Source organism: Nocardioides lijunqiniae (genome assembly GCF_015024225.1).
GTDB lineage: Bacteria > Actinomycetota > Actinomycetes > Propionibacteriales > Nocardioidaceae > Nocardioides > Nocardioides lijunqiniae.
The window spans coordinates 1-4,556 of sequence record NZ_JACJGM010000070.1 but is presented as its reverse complement, the minus strand read 5'-3'; the positions used below and the strand labels follow the sequence as shown (position 1 = coordinate 4,556).

Below are 4,556 nucleotides of genomic sequence, written 5' to 3'. Positions count from 1 at the left end.
CGGCCGGCGTGGCTGCCCTGGGCGGTCGGCGCGGCCGCGCTGGTCCTCGTGGCCGGGCTCGGCGTGGTGCTCCTGGTGACCGGCGGCGGCGACGACGAGGAGCCGTCGGCCCGCGACACCGCCTCCAGCTCGCCGGACCCGACCCCGACCAGCGAGGCGCCGACGCCCGCCCCGACCCCGACCCCGACGCCCACCGCGGAGCCGGAGCCCACCCCGCCGGCCGAGCCGGAGGACGTGGCGACGCGCGCCAGCGCGAAGGTGCCGGCGACCGCGCCGCCCAACACCGACGTCGAGGGCAACCTCGTGCGCTTCGAGGCGCGCAACATGCTCGACGGCGTCCCCACCACCTGCTGGCGGATGCCCGGCGACGGCACTGGCCGCACGATCACGATCACGCTCGACGCCCCGACGACCCTGACCAGGGTGGGGATGGTCAACGGCTACGCCAAGAGCTCGCAGAGCGGGCGCCGCACGCTCAACTGGTACCAGGGCAACCGCCGCGTCCTGGTCGCCGAGTGGACCTTCGACGACGGGACCACCGTCGAGCAGAGCTTCGGCGAGAGCCGCGAGCTGCAGATGGTCGACGTCGACGCCGTCACCACCTCCACCGTGACGCTGCGGCTGGTCGACGTCTCCTCCCCCGGCGACGGCCGCGCCCGTCGCGACTACACCGCGATCAGCGACCTGTCCCTCGTCGGCACGCCGGCCTCGTGACGCCGCTGCCCTACCACCGCGGCGTCGCCGACGTCCTGGAGCGCGAGCACCCGGAGTCGTTCCGGGCGCTGGCGGCGCGGAGCGGGCACGGCCGCGACGACCTCGAGCAGGCGCTGCTGCGCAGCACCTACCGGCTCGAGGCGTCCTCCCACCCCGAGGTGCACGCGGCCGTCGCGCGCGCCGCCGACGCGCTCGGCGTCACCGTGCCCGTCGAGGTCTACGCCGACGAGGGTCAACAGGTGCCCAACGCCGAGCTGGTGTTCGTCCCCGACCGGGCGATCCTGCTCTTCAGCGGCCCGACGCTCGACCTGCTGGACGCCGACGAGCTGTGCGCGGTCGCGGCGCACGAGCTGGCCCACCACCTGCTCTGGACGACCGAGGACGCGCGCTACCTCGCCGCGGCCCGCCTGCTCGACGCCGCCGAGGCCGACGCCCGGACGCCGTCGGAGTACCTCGAGACCACGCGCCGCTACCGCCTCGCCACCGAGCTGTACGCCGACCGGGCCGCGCTCGTCGCCACGGAGGTGCTCACCACGGCGGTGAGCGGCCTGCTCAAGGTCGCGACCGGTCTGCGCCGTGTCGACCCGGCGGCCTACCTGCGCCAGGCCGCGGAGGTCGACCTCACTTCCGGCAGCTCCGGCACCACCCACCCCGAGACCGTCCTGCGCGCCTGGGCCCTGCAGCAGTGGCACGAGGACCCGGCCGCGGCCGACGAGCGGGTCGAGGAGGCCTTCGCCCCGTCGCTCGACCTCAACGCCCTCGACCTGCCGGGCCAGGACCGGCTGCTGACGCTGACCCGCGACCTGGTCACGGCCGCGGCCGCGCTGGAGGGCCTGCGCGGCCCCGAGGTGGCCGAGCTCGCCGAGCAGTACGGCGTGGCGCCGGCGGGTCCGACGTACGCCCGGGTGCCGTCGTCGCTGCTCCCCCAGCCGCTGCCGGCCGAGACCCGGCGCTACCTCGCCACGGTGCTGGCCGACCTCGCGACCGCCGACCCCGAGTCCGGTCCCGAGACCTTGGCCCGCACGCTGGCGTTCGCGCGGCGGACCGGGCTGGGAGCGGAGTTCGTCAAGCTGCTCGGCAGCGAGCTCGGGCTCGCGGAGCGCGACCGGCGGCGCGTAGGTGACCGCGCCGACGCCCTGCTCTCGGGGGGCGAGTGATGCGGGCCCTCGTCGCCAGCGCCGTCGAGCGCGGCGGTCTGCCGGTCGACGACGTGCTGGCGCTGGCGCTCCCGCTGCTGCGGCAGGTGCAGGGCGTCCACGAGAGCGGCCTGGTGGCGCCGCTGCGCGGGCTCGACGCGCTCGAGGTCGCCGACCACGCCCTCGGGTTCGACCCCGAGGACGCGCAGCAGGGGCGACGGCACCCCTCCGCCCTGCGCGCCGCCGAGGAGCCGGCCTCCAGCGCGCTCGACGTGCGCCGCGGCGCTGACCGGAGCCGCGACCTGTCGACGGGCACCACCACCGTCGACGAGGTCGACGTCGACCCAGCCGGCCCGCGCACGGCGCGGATCGTGGCCGGCTGGCAGCGCTGGGAGCACCTGGTCGACCACCACGACCAGCTCACCGACATCGGCAGCCTGGGCGAGCTGCTCGCGGCGCTGTGCTGCGGCCTCGACCTGAACGACCACGGCGACGCCGCCCAGCTCGCTCGCCACCACCGCAACCTGTTCGCGCTCGCCCCGACCCTGCACCCGGTGGTCGCCGCGGTCCTGACGTCGATGATCGAGCCGCGGCGCCACCTTCGGGCCCAGGACCTCGGCGACGTGACGCTGCGCCTGGCGACGTACCGCGACCAGCCCGAGGACTTCGACCTGGCGCGGGTCCTGGCCGACGAGGGTCGCTTCCGCGACCGGCGCGAGGCCGTGCTCACCCACCTGCGCGACCGGCTCTTCGACCTGACGCGGCGCAACCCGCTGCTGCACTTCCGCCCGACCCAGCGCACGCTCAACCTCACCGAGGCGTCCGTGCCGCTGGTGCTCGACGTGCGGAGCATCCGCGCCGAGCAGCTCTTCACCTGGGGCGGCGCCGTGGCCCGGCGGCTCGTGGACGGCAAGCCGGTCGACGTCGGCTCGGTGGTGCGCTGGGACGACGCGCCGTACGCCGCCGCGTCGCTCGACGCGATCATCTCGACCGCCCGTCGCGACCGGGCGGAGTACGGCCAGGACCAGCTCCGCCTGGTGGCGGCGTTCCTGCGGTGGCAGGACGTGAAGGGCGACCCCGGCGTCGTCGTGTCCTCGCCGCTGGTCCTGCTGCCGGTCACGCTCGCCAAGCAGCGCGGCGTGCGCGACTCCTACCGGCTCCAGCTCGTCAGCGCCGAGGCCGAGGTCAACCCGGTGCTGCGCCACCAGCTGCGCGAGCTCTACGGCTTCTCCCTGCCCACGACGGTCGACCTCGCCGACCCCGACGCCCTGACCGCGCTGCGCGCCACGATCGAGCAGCAGGCGCGCGCCAGCCAGCCGGGCGTCACGGTCACGCTGGTCGACCGACCGCGCATCGAGCTGATCCGCTCGCGCGCCGAGACCGCCCTGCGGTCCTACCGGCGCCGCCGCAGCACGGGCCGGCCGGTGATCGGGCGGCGCCAGTACGCCTACTCCTACACCCACCCGGGCTGGGTGCCGCTGGGCGTGCAGGTCTTCAAGGACCGGGTGCTGCGTGGTCCCCTGCCCGTCGCCGTGGAGCTGGGCGACGCTCCGGTGCCGCGGCAGGCGGTCGTCGAGCAGGAGACCTTCAGCATCGACACCGAGGGCGACGGCAACCCCTACGCCTGGGAGCTCGACCTCTGCTCGGTCACGCTCGCCAACTTCAACTACCGCACGCTGAGCCTGGTCCGCGACTACGACGCACTGCTGGCCGAGCCCGCGCCGCACGAGGCCTTCGACGAGCTCTTCTCCACCGCCGCCCGTGACGTCGCCGACCCCGGCACCGAGATCGCCGTCGAGGACCGCTACCTCGTCGTCCCCGCCGACGACTCCCAGCTCAGCGCGATCGCCCAGGCGCGCGCGGGCGACAACTTCGTCATCCAGGGGCCGCCGGGCACCGGCAAGTCGCAGACGATCACCAACCTGATCGCCGACTACCTCGCGCGCGGCAAGCGGGTGCTCTTCATCTGCCAGAAGCGCGCCGCCCTCGACGTCGTCCACGCCCGGCTGCGCTCGCAGGGGCTCGACGAGGTCTGCACGCTGGTGCACGACAGCCAGGCGGACAAGAAGGCGTTCGTCCACGCGCTGCGCGACACCTACGAGCGCTGGCTCTCCCCCGCCCAGGACCTGGCCGAGGTCGAGGCCGCCCGCGACCGCCTCACCGCCGAGCTCGCCCGGGCGCGCGCCGAGATCGGCGCGCTCGAGGAAGCGCTCACCGCCGGGCCCGCGCCGCGGCTGGTGGACCTGGTCGACCGGCTCGTCTCCCTGCGCGGCTCGCGCTGGGGCGAGGACCTCACGCCGGCGGAGCAGCGGCTGCTCCCGCTGGCCCCGGAGTGGCGAGAGGCGCGGTCGGCCGTCGACGCGCTGTCCTCCGCGCTGGCCCGCCACGACGGGCAGGAGGTGCTCGGCCGGTCGCCGGCCCGCCACCTGGACCCGGCCTGCCTGGCCGACCCCCGCGTCGACGCGCTGGTCGCCGAGCGGGCGACGACCGCGGCCGCGGCCCTGGACGACGTACGCCGCCGGCTCGGCGCCGGACCCGACGACCTGTCGCTGGGCGACGCGCGCGAGGTGGCCGGACTGCACGCGCTCTTGGACCCGCTCTCCCAGCGCGGCCGCCTCGACGTGCTCCGCCAGCGCTCCGCCGATGCCGTCGCGCTCCGTGACCTCGCCGCGACGCACGAGCAGGCCGCGCGCGCCGCGCACGACG

General features: G+C 75.8%; 3 protein-coding genes. All 3 read left to right on the top strand.

Annotated features, from left to right (window positions below):
• The coding region (locus IRQ30_RS23000; RefSeq protein ID WP_193615144.1) for an NADase-type glycan-binding domain-containing protein at positions 1 to 714 on the top strand (714 nt) is incomplete at its 5' end.
• Positions 711 to 1,871: a M48 family metalloprotease gene (locus tag IRQ30_RS22995; RefSeq protein ID WP_193615143.1), complete on the top strand. Its 1,161-nt coding sequence runs from the start codon at positions 711 to 713 to the stop codon at positions 1,869 to 1,871. The genes IRQ30_RS23000 and IRQ30_RS22995, both read left to right, overlap by 4 nt.
• A partial coding sequence (locus tag IRQ30_RS22990; protein WP_193615142.1) for a DUF4011 domain-containing protein occupies positions 1,871 to 4,556 on the top strand: 2,686 nt, incomplete at its 3' end. The genes IRQ30_RS22995 and IRQ30_RS22990, both read left to right, overlap by 1 nt.